Source organism: Streptomyces sp. RKAG293, from assembly GCF_023701745.1.
Lineage (GTDB): Bacteria > Actinomycetota > Actinomycetes > Streptomycetales > Streptomycetaceae > Actinacidiphila.
Genome location: NZ_JAJOZB010000001.1, coordinates 7,934,872 through 7,949,007, shown reverse-complemented (window position 1 = coordinate 7,949,007; position 14,136 = coordinate 7,934,872). Strand labels below are relative to the sequence as shown.

At 70.1% G+C, this 14,136-nt stretch carries 12 protein-coding genes; 5 read left to right on the top strand and 7 right to left on the bottom strand.

Going from position 1 to position 14,136, the window contains the following annotated elements; all coding sequences use genetic code 11:
- The first annotated feature begins 78 nt into the window (after window positions 1–78).
- Both LNW72_RS35065 and LNW72_RS35060 read left to right on the top strand, forming a co-directional pair.
- Window positions 79–4,038, top strand: a complete 3,960-nt coding sequence (locus tag LNW72_RS35065; RefSeq protein WP_285371028.1) for a discoidin domain-containing protein — start codon at window positions 79–81, stop codon at window positions 4,036–4,038.
- Between the two features lie 157 nt (window positions 4,039–4,195).
- Window positions 4,196–4,696, top strand: coding sequence for a cupin domain-containing protein (locus LNW72_RS35060; protein ID WP_250979061.1), 501 nt, complete (start codon window positions 4,196–4,198; stop codon window positions 4,694–4,696).
- 33 nt (window positions 4,697–4,729) lie between these two features.
- Here LNW72_RS35060 and LNW72_RS35055 read toward each other — a convergent pair whose 3' ends face one another.
- A complete protein-coding gene (locus LNW72_RS35055) occupies window positions 4,730–5,509 on the bottom strand; it encodes a DUF6227 family protein (protein WP_250979060.1) in 780 nt (259 codons plus the stop codon).
- 318 nt (window positions 5,510–5,827) lie between these two features.
- Here LNW72_RS35055 and LNW72_RS35050 point away from each other — a divergent pair, with 318 nt between their 5' ends.
- The gene (locus tag LNW72_RS35050) at window positions 5,828–7,081 is read left to right on the top strand and encodes a phosphodiester glycosidase family protein (protein ID WP_250979059.1); all 1,254 of its coding nucleotides are present in this window, start codon (window positions 5,828–5,830) and stop codon (window positions 7,079–7,081) included.
- Window positions 7,082–7,112: 31 nt separating this feature from the next.
- Here the strand turns inward: LNW72_RS35050 and LNW72_RS35045 are convergent, their stop codons facing one another.
- The 6 genes from LNW72_RS35045 to LNW72_RS35020 form a co-directional block, all read right to left on the bottom strand.
- On the bottom strand, window positions 7,113–8,543 hold the full coding sequence (locus LNW72_RS35045; protein ID WP_250979058.1) for a GH1 family beta-glucosidase: 1,431 nt from the start codon (window positions 8,541–8,543) through the stop codon (window positions 7,113–7,115).
- A gap of 79 nt (window positions 8,544–8,622) precedes the next feature.
- Window positions 8,623–9,552: a carbohydrate ABC transporter permease gene (locus tag LNW72_RS35040; protein ID WP_250979057.1), complete on the bottom strand. Its 930-nt coding sequence runs from the start codon at window positions 9,550–9,552 to the stop codon at window positions 8,623–8,625.
- Window positions 9,549–10,511, bottom strand: coding sequence for a carbohydrate ABC transporter permease (locus LNW72_RS35035; RefSeq protein ID WP_250979056.1), 963 nt, complete (start codon window positions 10,509–10,511; stop codon window positions 9,549–9,551). Before LNW72_RS35035 ends, LNW72_RS35040 begins: the two co-directional genes overlap by 4 nt.
- Window positions 10,512–10,647: 136 nt before the next feature.
- Complete coding sequence (locus tag LNW72_RS35030) at window positions 10,648–11,958, bottom strand: ABC transporter substrate-binding protein (protein WP_250979055.1); 1,311 nt, start codon at window positions 11,956–11,958, stop codon at window positions 10,648–10,650.
- A gap of 355 nt (window positions 11,959–12,313) precedes the next feature.
- Window positions 12,314–12,511, bottom strand: coding sequence for a hypothetical protein (locus tag LNW72_RS35025; protein ID WP_250979054.1), 198 nt, complete (start codon window positions 12,509–12,511; stop codon window positions 12,314–12,316).
- Window positions 12,512–12,583: 72 nt separating this feature from the next.
- On the bottom strand, window positions 12,584–12,970 hold the full coding sequence (locus LNW72_RS35020) for a hypothetical protein (RefSeq protein ID WP_250979053.1): 387 nt from the start codon (window positions 12,968–12,970) through the stop codon (window positions 12,584–12,586).
- Between the two features lie 265 nt (window positions 12,971–13,235).
- Here LNW72_RS35020 and LNW72_RS35015 point away from each other — a divergent pair, with 265 nt between their 5' ends.
- Window positions 13,236–13,439: a hypothetical protein gene (locus LNW72_RS35015; protein WP_250979052.1), complete on the top strand. Its 204-nt coding sequence runs from the start codon at window positions 13,236–13,238 to the stop codon at window positions 13,437–13,439.
- A gap of 115 nt (window positions 13,440–13,554) precedes the next feature.
- Window positions 13,555–13,800: a hypothetical protein gene (locus LNW72_RS35010; protein ID WP_250979051.1), complete on the top strand. Its 246-nt coding sequence runs from the start codon at window positions 13,555–13,557 to the stop codon at window positions 13,798–13,800.
- Window positions 13,801–14,136 lie beyond the last annotated feature (336 nt).

Below are 14,136 nucleotides of genomic sequence, written 5' to 3'. Positions count from 1 at the left end.
CCGGACGAGAGATAGAGGAACGCAGTGAGATCGAAGCGGATACCCAAGCTGGTCGCGGGCTCGCTCGCGGCCAGTCTGATGCTTCTCGGCGGGCCGGTGCTCCGGGCCGCGGCGGCCGAGGCCGCCCCCAACGCCGCGGCGGGGAAGACGGCCTCGGCCAGCGCCTCCAGCGGCGGCGGCACGGCCGGAAACCTCAACGACGGTGACCAGTCCACGTACTGGGAGGGCAGCGGCAGCGCCCTCCCGCAATGGGCGCAGGTCGACCTCGGGCGCAGCAGGACCATCGACCAGGTCACCCTGAAGGTCCCGGCGGGCTGGTCGAGCCGCACCCAGACGCTCGCCGTGCAGGGCAGCGCGGACGGCACGAGTTACGAGACGATCGTCGGCTCCGCCAAGTACGTCTTCGCTCCCGGCTCGGGCAACGCCGTGAAGATCAGGTTCCCGGCGGCCAACACCCGCTTCGTCCGGGTCGCCGTCACGGCGAACACCGCCAAGCCGGCCGCTCAGATCTCCGAACTGCAGGTCTCCGAGGCGGCGGCCTCGACCGTCAACCTCGCCATCTCCAAGACCATCACGGCGAGCAGCTCCAACTCCCCCTACGTGGCGGGCAACGCCAACGACAGCAACCAGGCCAGCTACTGGGAGAGCAACAACAACTCCTTCCCGCAGTGGATCCAGGCCGACCTCGGCGCCACCGTCGGCGTGAACCAGCTGGTGCTGAAGCTGCCGGCCGGGTGGGAGACCAGGACCCAGACGCTGTCGGTACAGGGCAGCACCAACGGCTCGTCCTTCACCGACATCGCGGCTTCCAAGGGCTATGTCTTCAATCCCTCCGCCGGCAACACGGTGACGGTCGACTTCAACACGATCAACACCCGGTACGTACGGCTGAACATCACCGCCAACACCGCCTGGCCCGCTGCCCAGCTGTCCGAGTTCGAGCTCTACGGACCGACGACGGGTGACACACAGGCGCCGACCGCGCCGGCCGGCCTGGCCTACACACAGCCGGCGTCCGGCCAGATCAAGCTGACCTGGAACGCCTCGACGGACAACGTCGGCGTCACCGGCTACGACGTGTACGCCAACAACGTGCTGCGCACCAGCGTGGCCGGAAACGTCCTCACCTACACCGACAGCCAGCCCGACTCCGCGACCGTGGCCTACTACGTCAAGGCCAGGGACGCGGCCGGCAACGAGTCGGGCAACAGCAACACCGTCACCCGCACGGGGACCGGTGGCGGCGGCTCGAACCTGGCGGTCGGCAAGGACATCACCGCCTCGTCCACCATCCAGAACTTCGTCGCCACGAACGCGAACGACAACAACGTGGCGACCTACTGGGAGGCGAACGGCGGCAGCTACCCGAACACGCTGACCGTCGCCCTGGGTTCCAACGCCGACGCCAACTCGGTCGTGGTGAAGCTCAACCCCGACGGCGCCTGGTCCACGCGTACCCAGACCATCCAGGTCCTCGGGCGTGAGCAGAGCTCCTCGTCCTTCACCAGCCTGACCTCACCGACCGTCTACACGTTCAACCCGGCCTCAGGCAACACGGTGACGATCCCGGTCAGCGGACGGGTCGCGGACGTCCAGCTCAAGATCACGTCCAACTCCGGGGCGGGCGGCGGCCAGGTCGCCGAGTTCCAGGTGATCGGCACGCCGGCTCCCAACCCGGACCTGACGGTGTCGGCGCTCACCGCCTCGCCCGCCTCGCCGGTCGAGACGGACCCGATCACGCTCTCCGCGACGGTCAAGAACATCGGTCCCGCGGCCGCCGGCGCGACCAACGTCAACCTCTACCTCGGCACCACGCTCGCCGGCACCGCGCCGGTCGCGGCACTCGCGGCCGGGGCGTCCGCCACCGTCTCCGCCAACATCGGCGTACGCAACGCGGGCTCGTACCCGCTGAGCGCCAAGGTCGACGAGGCCAACGCCGTCATCGAGCAGAACGAGGCGAACAACAGTTTCAGCAGCCCGAGCCCGCTGGTCGTCACGCCGGTGGCCAGCTCGGACCTGATCGCGTCGCCCGTCAGCTGGACCCCGGGCAACCCGGCGGCCGGCAACACGGTGACCTTCTCGGTGGCCATCAAGAACCAGGGCACCGTGGCCTCCGCGAGCGGCGCCCACGGCATCACCCTGACGGTCACCGACACCACGTCCGGGTCCGTCGTCAAGACCCTGACCGGCGCCTACAACGGGACGATCGCGGCCGGCGCCACGGCGAGCCCGGTCAACCTGGGCACCTGGACGGCCGGCAACGGCAAGTACAGCGTCAAGACCGTCCTGGCCAACGACGCCAACGAGCTGCCGGTCAAGCAGGCCAACAACACCAGCACCCAGTCGCTCTTCGTCGGACGCGGCGCCAACATGCCGTACGACATGTACGAGGCCGAGGACGGCGTCCTCGGCGGCGGCGCGGCCGTCGTCGGACCGAACCGGACCGTGGGCGACGTCGCGGGCGAGGCGTCGGGCCGTAAGGCCGTCACCCTCAACTCGACTGGCGCCTCCGTCGAGTTCACCACCAAGGCGAGCACCAACACCCTGGTCACCCGCTTCTCCATCCCGGACGCCGCGGGCGGCGACGGCATCAACTCCACCCTGGACATCTACGTCAACGGCAGCTTCCTCAAGGCCATCGACCTGACGTCCAAGTACGCCTGGCTGTACGGGAACGAGACCGGTCCCGGCAACTCGCCCGGCGCCGGCGGCCCGCGGCACATCTACGACGAGGCCAACATCATGCTCGGGACGACCGTCCCGGCCGGAGCGAAGATCAAGCTCCAGAAGGACGCCGCCAACACCACCACCTACGCGATCGACTTCATCAACCTCGAGCAGGCCACGGCGATCGCCAACCCCGACCCCGCCAAGTACACGGTGCCGGCGGGCGTCACCCACCAGGACGTCCAGAACGCGCTCGACAAGGTCCGGATGGACACCACGGGCACCCTGGTCGGCGTCTACCTGCCCCCGGGCGAGTACCAGACGGCCAGCAAGTTCCAGGTGTACGGCAAGGCCGTGAAGGTGGTCGGCGCCGGCCCCTGGTTCACCCGCTTCAACGCGCCCTCGACCCAGGCCAACACCGACATCGGTTTCCGCGCGGAGGCCACCGCGAACGGCTCCTCGTTCTCCGGCTTCGCCTACTTCGGGAACTACACCTCGCGCATCGACGGTCCGGGCAAGGTGTTCGACTTCTCCAACGTCGCCAACATCTCCATCGACAACGTCTGGAACGAGCACACGGTGTGCCTGTACTGGGGCGCCAACACCGACAACATCTCCATCACCAACAGCCGTATCCGTGACACGTTCGCCGACGGCATCAACATGACGAACGGCAGCACGGACAACCACCTCAACAACATCGAGGCCAGGTCGACGGGCGACGACAGCTTCGCGCTCTTCTCCGCCATCGACGCCGGCGGAGCGGACGAGAAGAACAACGTCTTCGAGAACCTGACGTCGATCCTGACCTGGCGCGCCGCCGGTGTCGCGGTCTACGGCGGCTTCGCCAACACCTTCCGGAACATCTACATCGCCGACACCCTGGTCTACTCGGGCATCACGATCAGCTCGCTGGACTTCGGTTACCCGATGAACGGCTTCGGCACCGACCCGACCAACCTGCAGAACATCTCGATCGTGCGGGCCGGCGGGCACTTCTGGGGCAGTCAGGTCTTCCCGGCCATCTGGGTCTTCTCGGCCTCGAAGATCTTCCAGGGCATCCGCGTCAGTGATGTGGACATCGTGGATCCGACCTACAGCGGCATCATGTTCCAGACGAACTATGTCGGCGGACAGCCGCAGTTCCCGGTGAAGGACACCATCTTCACCAACATCTCCATCACCGGTGCCCACAAGAGCGGCGACGCCTTCGACGCCAAGTCCGGCTACGGCATCTGGGCCAATGAACTGCCCGAGCCCGGCCAGGGCCCGGCCGTCGGCACCGTCACCTTCAACAACCTCCGGATGAGCGACAACTTCCAGAACATCAAGAACACCACCTCGACCTTCACCATCGTCCAGAACCCGTAAGGAGTAGAGAGCCGGTCAGCTGGACGCGAGTGCCGCCGGGAGTCCTGACGCTCCCGGCGGCACTCGCGTGTCCGGGTGGGGAGGATGCGGCGATCCGGCCGCGGAGCCGCGGACTCCGGGGTGACAATGCTGTGATCCACTCTCGAAGGAGCTGACCATGTCGTACCCGGAGCCCCGCTACCTCGGGGACAAGGGCGAGATCAACGCGGTGTTCCGGCCCTCGGACACCGAGGCGGACCTGACCTCCCCCTCGGGGAACCGCACCCACTACCTCGCGACCCACGCCACCACCGGAGGTGAGTTCGGGCTCTACAAGGTCGACATGGGGCCGAAGTCGCCCGGGCCGAGCACTCACTTCCACAAGTCGATCTCGGAGTCCTTCTTCGTGCTCTCCGGCGAAGTGGGCCTGTACAACGGTGAGAAGTGGATCACCGCGGGCGCCGGTGACTTCCTGTACGTCCCGGTCGGCGGGCTGCACGCCTTCAAGAACGACTCCGACGAGCCCTCGTCCATGCTGCTGCTCTTCGCCCCCGGCGCTCCGCGCGAGGAGTACTTCGAGCGGGTCGCGGAGATGGCGCGGCGCGGCGGCCAGGAGTTCGCGGACTTCCTGGTCCGGCACGACAGCTTCTTCGTCGACCAGGAGGAGCCCGCCCGGTAGGGCGTGTCTTCAAAGTCGCGTCCGGCCCTGGGGTCAGAGGGATTCGAGGCGCCGCTCCGCCGAGTCGCGGGCCGTGTCCCTGCGGTCGTAGACCTCGCAGACCGGGTGCCGGTCCGGCGTCATGGAGTGGTCCACCTCCCAGAGGCTGATCTCCTCGCCGCCCGGGAGCAGGAACGCGTGCTCGTACAGGGTCCAGCCGGCGCAGCGCTCCTCGATCATCCTGCTGTTGTTGCCCGCGAACGCTATGTCGTGGCCGACGGCGGAGAGCACCCGCAGGCGGACCGTTTCGCCGGGGAGGTCGGGGTTGACCGCCCGGCGCAGCAGCCGCACCGCGTGGTCGGCGGAGTCGGCCGCCTCGTACCTCCGCCGGCGGCGCGTGACGGACGGGGCGAAGTGTAGATCGGGCCGGCTTTCCTGCGGGTCCCCGAGTGCGCGGCTGTGCTCCAGGTCGCCGAACCGGATGTCCACCGCCAGCTCGGCCGAGAGCAGCGCCGGCTCGTCCGCGAACACCTCGTGGACCAGGTGTTCGCGGGGGCCGGTGTCGTGCTCCAGTTCCCAGAGGACGGGCGTCGTGCCGTCCGGCAGCAGGAAGACATGGCGCAGGGTGCGGCGGCTGAGCAGCCGGCCGGGCTCCCTGCTGTAGCGGTTCGAGACCAGCTCGGTGCGGTGCACGATGGCGGTGCGCAGCCGCGCGAGCAGTGCCGCGGTGACCGGTGCCGGCCGCCGCGCGCGGGCAAGCAACCCGTCGAGGTGGTCGGACGGGGTCCGGTCGTTGAAGTCGTCTCGCGGCATGGTGGGTTCCGGGTAGGTCATGTGGCCCTCTTGATGATCACGTCCCTGCCGTTCAGGCGCTCAGAGTAGTGGTCCGTACACACTCTGTGCCAGTGGTTGTGCGATGTTCGTGCCGGCCCCGGAGAAGGTCGTGGTCGGAGCCCGCGGCGCCCACCGGATGACGCCGGGTCAGGGCACTTCGTGACTGGGCCGATCGTGGGCCGTCGCGGGCGGGCGGGTGTTTCTCCCCGCCGTTGCGGTTAGGCCGACCGGCGAAGGGTTAAAGCGTATTAAATTACTCATAACGTGACTGTTCCGGCGTGACGCGATCCGCAGGGAACGGCCGGGAGAAGGAGCGTCATGACGCAAGGGGCGGGCGGACAGATCACGGACCTCCACGAAACGGCGGAGCACGGTGACATCGCCGGTGACGACGTGGCCGGGAACGGTGGCAGGCGACGGCGTCTGCTGCCGTGGAAGCACCGGCGGGATCTGACGCCCGCCCAGCTGCGCCGGAGACAGGCCGTCACCCGGGGCGGCCTCGCCGTCGGGCTGGTGTGCGTCGGCACGGTGGGCTGGTCGGTGGGGCAGGCCCTCACCTACCCGGGCAAGGACAGCGTGATGGCGCGGCTCGCCGAATGGAGCCGCGACCACCGGTTGGGCGTGGTCGTCGACAAGCTGGAGGACCTCCAGTACCAGCTCGACCCGCCGGAGGTCGGCGGCACCCTGCCGCCCGACGCGCTGGCCCGTATGAAGGCGACCACTCCCGCGACCGTCCACCAGCCCGGGCTGCCGCTGCGCGAGCCCATGGAGCCCGTCGTCAGCCCGGGGCTGCCCGGCGAGGGCGTCTGGCGCGCGGTCGCCAGCTCCCACGGGCTGCCGATCGTGCAGGCGACCTATGTGCGCCCCGACGACGCGCACACCTCGTACCAGGCGGCGATCGCCTGGATCAGCGCGAAGCACGCGCGCTTCCAGCTCCACCCGGGCTTCCGCGAGCCGGGCGGCACCTTCTCCGTTCCGCCGACCATTCCCCCTGGCCAGCGGACCGGACTCGTCGCGACCTGGAACGGTGGCTTCCGGGTCACCGACGGCGGGTCCAACGGCGGCTTCTACCTCAACGGCAGGACCGCCGGTGAGCTGCGGGACGGCGCCGCCTCCGAGGTCCTCTACCGCGACGGCTCCATCAGGATCGGAGTGTGGGGCCGCGACGTCTCCATGACTCCGGATGTCGTCGGCGTCCGGCAGTGCCTGGAGCTGATGGTCGACAGCGGGCAGGTCGTACCGGACATCGGCAACGACGCCAAGTGGGGCGTCACCGACCAGAGCAGGATGTACGTGGAGCGGTCCGGTGTCGGGGTCACCTCCTCGGGCGACATCATCATGGTCGTCGGACAGGCGCTGACCGCCCGCACGCTGGCGGATCTGATGCAGCGGGCCGGCGCCGTCCGCGCCATGCCACTGGACATGAACCGCGCCTGGCCCTCCTTCATGGCCTACAACGGCAGCCGCGACCCGGCCAACCCCACCCCCACCAATCTCCTCGACTTCGAAAACCCGGCGGACCGCTACTACGTCAAGGCGACGCGTGACTTCGTGGCCGTCTACGGCAGGTAGTTCACGCCGTTCTGCCCCGCGCGGCCCCGCGTCAGCGGGCTGCCGATGCCTCCTCGTCCCCGTCGGCCGGCAGCCCGCCGGCGCGGATGACCTCGGCATACCATCGCGCGCTGTCCTTCAGGGTGCGCTGCTGGCTGGCGAAGTCGACGTGCACAATGCCGAAACGCTTGCTGTATCCGTACGCCCACTCGAAGTTGTCCAGCAGCGACCAGAGGAAGAAGCCGCGGATGTCCGCGCCTTCCGCGATGGCCCGGTGGACGGCGGCGAGGTGGGCGCTCAGATAGGAGATGCGCTCGGGGTCGTGGACGTCGCCCGACGGGTCCCGGTAGTCGTCGTACGCGGCGCCGTTCTCCGTGATGAGGATGGGCACGTCGGGCAGTTCCGCGCGCAGCCGGGTGAGGATCTCGTGCAGCCCGCTCGCGTCCACCGGCCAGTCCATGGCGGTACGCGGGCCCGGGGCGGCCACGAACCGGGCGTGCTTCTCGGCCCCCGGCCAGGCCGACGGGATGGCGCTGGTGCCGGCGGCGACGACGGTGGGGGTGTAGTAGTTCAGGCCGAGCGAGTCGAGCGGCCGGGAGATCGCGGCGAGGTCACCGTCGCGTACGAAGTGCCAGTCGGTGAGCGCGGCCGTGTCGTCGAGCAGGTCCTGGGGGTAGCTACCGTGGAACACCGGGCCGAGGAAGACCCGGTTGGCGAGCGCGTCGATACGGCGTGCCGCGTCCAGGTCGGCCACCGACCGGGTCAGCGGCCGGACCGCGGCGAGGTTGAGCGTGAGGGAGACCTCCGCCGTCGGCGGCAGCAGGTCCCGCAGTACTCCGACGGCCCGGCCGTGCGCGAGGTTCAGGTGGTGCGCGGCGCGCAGCGCGGCGGTGGGCTCGGCGCGGCCCGGCGCGTGCACGCCCTCCGCGTACCCCAGGAAGGCGCTGCACCAGGGCTCGTTGAGGGTCGTCCAGGTCGGCACCCGGTCGCCGAGGGCGCCTGCGACGATCGCCGTGTAGTCGGCGAACCGCTCGGCGGTCTCGCGGACCGGCCAGCCGCCCGCGTCCTCCAGCTCCTGCGGCAGGTCCCAGTGGTAGAGCGTCAGGACGGGCCGGATGCCCTTGCCCAGCAGCTCGTCGACGAGGGAGCGGTAGAAGTCCAGGCCCTTCTGCAGGGCGGGGCCGCGCCCGGTCGGCTGGACGCGCGGCCACGACACCGACAGCCGGTAGTCGGTCAGGCCGAGGCCGGACATCAGGGCGACGTCCTCCGGCATCCGGTGGAAGTGGTCGGCGGCGATGTCACCGGTGTCGCCGTTGCGGACCCTGCCGGGGGTGTGGCTGAAGGTGTCCCAGATGGACGGGGTGCGGCCGTCCTCCCGGGCCGCGCCTTCGATCTGGTAGGCGGCGGTGGCCGCGCCCCATCGGAAACCCGGAGGGAAGGTGAGGGCGGTGGCGGCTTCCGGGCGCGCGTCGATGGCGGTCATCAGGAAAATCTCCCAACACGGTCGTGAGGATTCGGGGTGGTGACACGGAGCGGAGCAGGGAGCAGCGGCGGTGGGCGGCTCACCCCTTGACGGCGCCGTGCATGATGCCGCCGACGATCTGCCGTCCCAGCAGCCCGAAGACCAGCAGTACGGGGAGGGTGCCGAGCAGCGTGCCGGCCATGATCACCGACTGGTCGTGCACGTATCCGCCGCCCAGCTGGCGCAGCGCGACCTGCACGGTGGGCTCCTGGGAGGTGAGGGCGATGACCGGCCAGAAGAACTCGTTCCAGGAGGCCATGAAGGTCAGCATGCCGAGCACCGCCATCCCGGGCCGGGCGATGGGCACGACGATGCTCCAGAAGATCCGCGCGGTGGACGCGCCGTCCACCCGGCCGGCCTCGATGAGCTCGTCCGGCAGCGCCTGCACCAGGTACTGCCGCATGAAGAACACCCCGAACGCCGAGACGAGGCCGGGCAGGATCACCGCCTGCAGCTGGTTGATCCAGTGCAACTTGGCGATCAGCATGAACAGCGGGATGACGCCCAGCTGCGGCGGGATCATCATCGTGCCGACGGTGATCGCGAGCAGCGGGTTGCGGCCCCGGAAGCGCAGCTTGGCGAAGGCGAAACCGGCGAGCGTCGAGCACAGCACGGTCCCTACCGTCACCGATCCCGACACGATGAAGGAGTTGAGCAGCGCCTTGCCGATGTCCGCCTGGTCCAGCACCTGCTGGAAGTTGTGCATCAGGTTCGGCCCCGGCAGCAACGAGGGCGGGCTCTGGGCCAGTTCGGCGTTGGACCGGGTCGCCGCGACGATGGTCCAGTAGAACGGGAAGGCGGAGAGCAGCGCGGCGACGATGAGGATCGCGTAGGCGAGCCGGCCCGCGTGGTGCTGGCGGCCGGCGCCGGTGGACCGGTGGCGCCGTGCGAGCCCGCGCCGTCCGGCGGCCGGGCGGTCCTGGTCGTCCTCGGAACCTGGGCGGCGCGCGGGTGCGGCGAGTGAGGTCATCGGCCGGCCTCCTTACGGGTGCGCCGGCGGGCGACGGCGGCGTTGACGCTGACCAGCAGCAGGATGAGGACGAACATGATCCAGGCGATGGCGGCGGCGCGGCCGAGGTGGAAGTAGCCCCAGCCCTGCTCGTACATGTAGAGGCCCAGCGTCTGGTACTGGTGCGAGATACCGCCGGAGATGCTGCCCTCGAACAGCAGCGGCTCGCCGAACAGCTGTGTCGCGCCGATCGTCGAGACGACGACGGTGAACAGGATGGTCGGACGCAGCCCGGGCAGCGTCACATGCAGGAACTGCCGCCAGCGCGACGCCCCGTCGATCTGCGCGGCCTCGTACAGCTCACCGGGGATGGACTGCATGCCCGCGAGATAGATGAGCGCGTTGTAGCCGGTCCAGCGCCAGGTGACGATGGTGGACACGGCGATCTGCGAGGCCACCGTGCCGGACTGCCAGTCGACCGGCGAGAAGCCGACCAGTCCGAGAGCCCAGTTGATCAGACCGAAGTCGCGACCGAAGAGCTGGGCGAAGACCAGGGTCGCCGCCGCGACGGACGTCGCGTACGGCAGCAGCACCGCGACCCGCAGGAACGTCCGGCCGCGCAACTTGTAGTTGAGGAGATGAGCCAGGCCCAGGGCCATCAGCAGCTGCGGCACGGTGGAGAGGACGCCGATGCTGAAGGTGTTGCGCAGCGCGGTCCAGAAGTAGCTGTCGCTCAGCAGCGCGGTGTAGTTGTCGAGGCCGCGCCACTCCATCTGGTCCGGGGTCTGCAGCTCGACCCGGTACAGCGAGACATACGCGGTGTAGATCAGCGGGAAGAGCCCGAAGGCGGCGAAGAGGGTGAAGAACGGGGCTATGTAGACATACGGCGACACCCCGCGCAGCAGCCGGGTGCGACGCTCGGCGCGGGGCCGTGGCGGGGGTGCCGTCAGGGCGGGCGGCGTATCGACGGACACGGTCATGTGCCAGGCCTTCGTATCGGGGACGGTGCTGTCGTACCGGGGAGCGGGTGACGGCGACGGGGTGGTGGTGCGCCGGGTCCGGGCGCGGGTGTGGGGAGGTGGATGCGCCCGGACCCGGCACGTCGGGCCGTCCGGGTCAGCCGAGGGCGTTCTTCACGCCCTTCTGCGCGTGGCTCCAGGCCTCGTCGGACGAGGTGCCCTTGCGCTCGACCTCACCCAGGGCGTTGGTGATCTGGGTGTTCACATCGTTGTCGCGCAGCCCCGGCACCTGGACCGGCGCCTGCTCGGCTGCCGTGCCGAAGACCGTGCCGATGGGCGCGTTGCTGAAGTAGGGGTCCTTCACGTCCTTCACCAGGTCGATCGCACCGAGGTTGGAGGGGAAGCTGCCCTGCTTGGTGAAGAGCTTGGCCTGCTGCTCCTTGGCGGTGATCCACTTGATGAAGTCGAAGGCCTCCTTGGTGTGCTTGGCGCCCTTGGGGATCGACAGGTACGAGCCGCCCCAGTTGCCCGCGCCGCCCGGCAGGGCCGCGACGTCCCACTTGCCCTTGCCCGCGTCGGCGGCCTGGCCCTTGATGTAGCCCAGCATCCAGGCGGGGCAGGCGATGGTCGCGAAGGAGCCGCTGCTGAAGGCCTGGTTCCACTCGGGGGCCCACTGGGCGAGCTTGGCGCTCAGACCGTCCTGCGCGGCCTTGACCGAGGCGTTCCAGGCCGCCTTCACAGCGGGGTTGGAGTCGTAGATCAGCTTGCCGGACGCGTCGTAGTAGCGCTCCTTCTGCTGTCCGACCATCACCGAGTAGAGGCTGGCGATGCTGTCCATCCAGTGGCTCTTGGCCGGTGCCTTGGCGGCGTACTGCTTGCCCAGCGCGAGATAGCCGTCCCAGGTCGCCCACTGCTTGGCGAGCTCGACCCGGTCGGTGGGCAGCCCGGCGGCCTTGAACAGGTCGGAGCGGTAGCAGAGCGCCTCGGGTCCGGTGTCGGTACCGAGACCCAGCACCCGCCCGTCGGGGGCGGTCGCGGCCGACCACTTGGACTGCGAGAACTGCGCCTGCAGGTCCTTGGCGCCGAGAGCGCCCAGATCCTCGAACTTGTCGGCCTGCTGCCGGGTCACCGAGGCGATCCTGCCGACCTCGACCCCCTGCACGTCGGCGAGGCCGCCACCGCCGGCGAGACGGGTCTGCAGCGCCTTCCAGTAGTCGGCCTCGTTCTCGGTGTCGCTCTCCTTGATCGTCACATTGGGGTGGAGCTTCTGGTACTCGGCGTAGAGGCCGGCCTCCTTGTAGCCGAAGGTGCCGAAGAGGTCGACGGTGAGCGTGACCTTGCCCCCGTCGGCGCCGTCCGCGGAACTGCTCCCCGACGAGCTGGATCCACAGGCAGCGAGCAGTGCCCCGGCCAGTGCGACCGCCCCGAATCGAATGGCGACGTGTCTGGCGGCTCGGGCAACGGGCATGGAAGCCTCCCATGGCTTCAGGACGGACGTGATGTCTTGAGAGCGCTCTCAAGCAATGGCCAGGAGAGTGCCCGGACATCGGGTCGGCGTCAAGAGTTGAAGCGGAAATGCCTCGCGGCGGCGCGGCGGAAATTCTTGACGGGTCGTCAGAACGGCGGTCCGAATCACCTGCCCGAGGCGCTCCGACGGGGCGGTCGGCCGCGCCGGGTCGTGGGCCGCGGGCCCCGGAGGGCCGCGCGGATCCGCCACAGCCGGCGACGGACGCGCCCGTCGGAGCGGCTTCCCGCGGTCGGCCGCGGAGATCCGCGCCGGAGACGGTCGGCGTCAGGCGGCGTCCCCGGTCGAACGACCCAGGTCAGGCGCCGTCGCTCGGGGTGGGTGCGGCAGCAGGGCGCTCGGGGGTGTCGTACGTGTCGTGCGTGTCAGGGACGGCGGGCTGCCGGGGCTCGGACTCCGGCGCGGCGGCACGGGCGACTGCGGCGCGGGTGACTTCGGCGCGGGTGACTTCGGCGCGCAGCATGGCGTTCAGGGCCGTGAAAGGGTCGATGGGCATGGGGGTCCTCCGGGACGAGAAGTGGGGTGTGCGTGCGGAGCGGAGCGGGGCCGGGAAGGGCCCCTGGACCGGTCAGCAGCGCAGAACCACACAGCTCAGCCCCAGGAGGCCGGCTCCCGGGCGCCCGTCGCCCGGCACGGGGTCACGGCGCGGCAGCACGGCCGGGGCCGGACGGATACCGCCGCGGGTCGCGTCGCGTACCGCACGCGACGACTCAGCGGCCCGCTGGGCCCGGGCCGCCCGTACGGTGGTGGCCGCCTCGTCCGGGTGCTCGTCGCCCGGGGTGGACAGCGGCTCCGAGACCGCTGTCGTGGACCGGGCTCCCTGGTCGGCCATCAGCTCCGGTGACAGCGCCCCGCCCAGCAGCAGGACCAGCGTGAGGAGCGCCAGCAGGACGCCCAGGGCAGCGTCGCGCCCGCTGCGGCGCTGAGCGCGGCGGCACGGGAAGACGGCACCCATGGATCGGACCTCCTGGACACGGGTCCTATCCGCATTCGGTCCGCCGATCACCGGGAAGCGGCCCGCGTCCCCCGCTTGGCCTGCGGTTTCATTCGAACCGGTGAGCCGTGGCACACACCGGGTGACGGGCCCGTGCCCATGCCGATACCCACGCGGAACGCTCCACGTGGGATGCTGGTGGGAGACGGCCGCCCTTTCAGGCCGCGATCGCCACCGTCTGGTCCGTTCCGGGTGGCCCCGTTTTGCGAAACCCGACGAAGGTGCCATGACCACGCTGTTCTCCAACCCTGATCCCTCGATGCCGGTCGCGGCCCACACCTCGCCGATCCCGTCGACCGACCCCTTCCAGCAGGCCGACCTGGGTGACGAGCCCGACGATCTGGACGAGGACGAGGAAGAGACCGCTCCCCCGGCACCGCCGGCCCAGGCCCGGCCCCGGCGTACGCCCAGGGCCGCCGCCAGGCGGTAGTCCGCTCGAAGAACCGTTGGTCCGCCGGCCGCTCGGAGCCGGGGACCGGTCGGCACGGTGTCCGGCGCGCCCGCGGAACCTACGGAGTGTCAGACCCACACGGCAGACTGTGCACATGGACGCCGAAGACGACGAACTCGCCATCCTGCAAGCCCTGCACGCGCACGCCCGTGCCGAGGACGAGGATCCGGGCCTGGTCGAGGACCTGATCGACCTCGTGCGGGGCTTCGGCTCGCTCGATGCCGCCGCCGAGGCGTCGGAGCAGGCCGAGCGCCATACGGACACCCAGGCCCGGGAGCTGTCCGCGACGATCGACCTGTGGTGCAACCTGCCCGACGCCGACCGCAGCAGGCACCGGTAGCGGCGTGAACCCAGGGGACGGGCCTCCTGCCGGGCCCGCTCGGGACATGCGTCGGCCCCACACCCGAGGGGGATGGGCGCGGGGCCGACGGAGCCGGGGCAGCGCCCTCACAAACGCTGCCCGGCGGGGGCACGCCCGGGAACCAGTCGGGCGGTGCGGGTCTGCGCGCGGCCCGGCCGGTGTCCACGACGGACGGGGGAAGACCGCCGGGATGTCGGTACGGGCCGCGCAGTTCCATGGTGGGGCCGCGGGCCCTCCTGCCCAACCCGCACTCTCCCCCTGACTGCTGCCCGCCCGACCCCTGATCATTCCCGGGGAGCGACGGGGCCTCTGGCG